This is a genomic window from Oleiphilus sp. HI0128 (assembly GCF_001635365.1).
The window spans coordinates 1-1068 of the sequence record NZ_LWGG01001500.1 but is presented as its reverse complement, the minus strand read 5'-3'; the positions used below and the strand labels follow the sequence as shown (position 1 = coordinate 1068).

Annotated in this window: 1 protein-coding gene and 1 pseudogene; both read right to left on the bottom strand. The window is 44.1% G+C overall.

All coding sequences use genetic code 11. From position 1 onward, the window contains the following. Window positions 1–650 (bottom strand): diguanylate cyclase (locus A3763_RS24710; protein ID WP_068760682.1); only part of this gene is annotated, 650 nt, incomplete at its 3' end. Window positions 651–660: 10 nt separating this feature from the next. Continuing rightward, a pseudogene (locus A3763_RS29205) lies at window positions 661–1068 on the bottom strand (response regulator); the annotation flags it as partial.

Sequence of the window (1068 nt, the reverse complement as noted above, 5' to 3'; positions counted from 1 at the left end):
ACTTGCCTGATTACTTCATCGCCGGCTTGGTGACCATAGGTGTCATTTACCTTCTTGAAGTGGTCAATATCAAACATAATGACAGAGCAAGTCGTGTGATAGCGCTTATAACGGCTAAACTCTGCTTCTAGGCACTCTTCCCAATAACCTCGATTGTTTAGCCGAGTCAGGCGATCAGTTCGACTCAGCATTTCTAATTCAGAGTTCGCTCGTTCCAGTGCGTTCCGGTTCGCGGCAATATCAGTCACGTCATAGAGAATGATAGCGATATGGTTTACCGTTCCATCAGCAGATACCAAAGGTGAGATGGTCACGTTTTGGTACATGAATGGTTCTGTGCCGGTAATTGGGCGGTAGTTTTTGAATTTGAACAGATAAGGTCGCTGCTCCCAGGTCATAAAGGAGCGGTTTTTTAACATAAACACTGAATTAGATTTATGCTCTAGCCAATCTCTGGGCAAATCAGGGAATAAGTCAAAGAGATTCTTGTCTTTGGTCTGCAATGGAGTTATGCCGCTATGGCTCTCCATGAAACTGTTCCAAACTTTAATGCTAAAGTTGCGATCCAGTACCACGAGGCCGACATCGATGGTTTGCAGCATATCCATCAGCCAGTGAAATTCTTTTATATCTATCTGTGATCGTTCCATAGTTCGGCTATTAATCCATCAAGTAGGAAAGTCGTTTGTTCAAATTGTCCAGTGAATCTTCAGTGAACAGTAATAACAGGTCGCAACTAATGTTGTAGTTTTCAATTTCGTAAGTGATTTCAATGGCGAGTGTTTTCTTCCAGCGCTTGGCATTGGCTTTGATCAATTCACTTACTTTGACATGCTGCCCTAAAACAACCGGGTGCCCTTGACTGAAGGTGGTGTCGAGTTGTTGGGCAATACCGTTAGTACAGGCGCCCACTAGAATACTGGCCACTTCCATTAGTAGCTCAAGCTCAACCATGCGATCGACTTCGCCTTTGTAGTCGAGCAGCTTGGCGATATCACCAAAACTTGAATCACTGAAATTGAGCAAGGCTTCACCACTAATACCCGAACCGATAAAACCTTGGCAAAC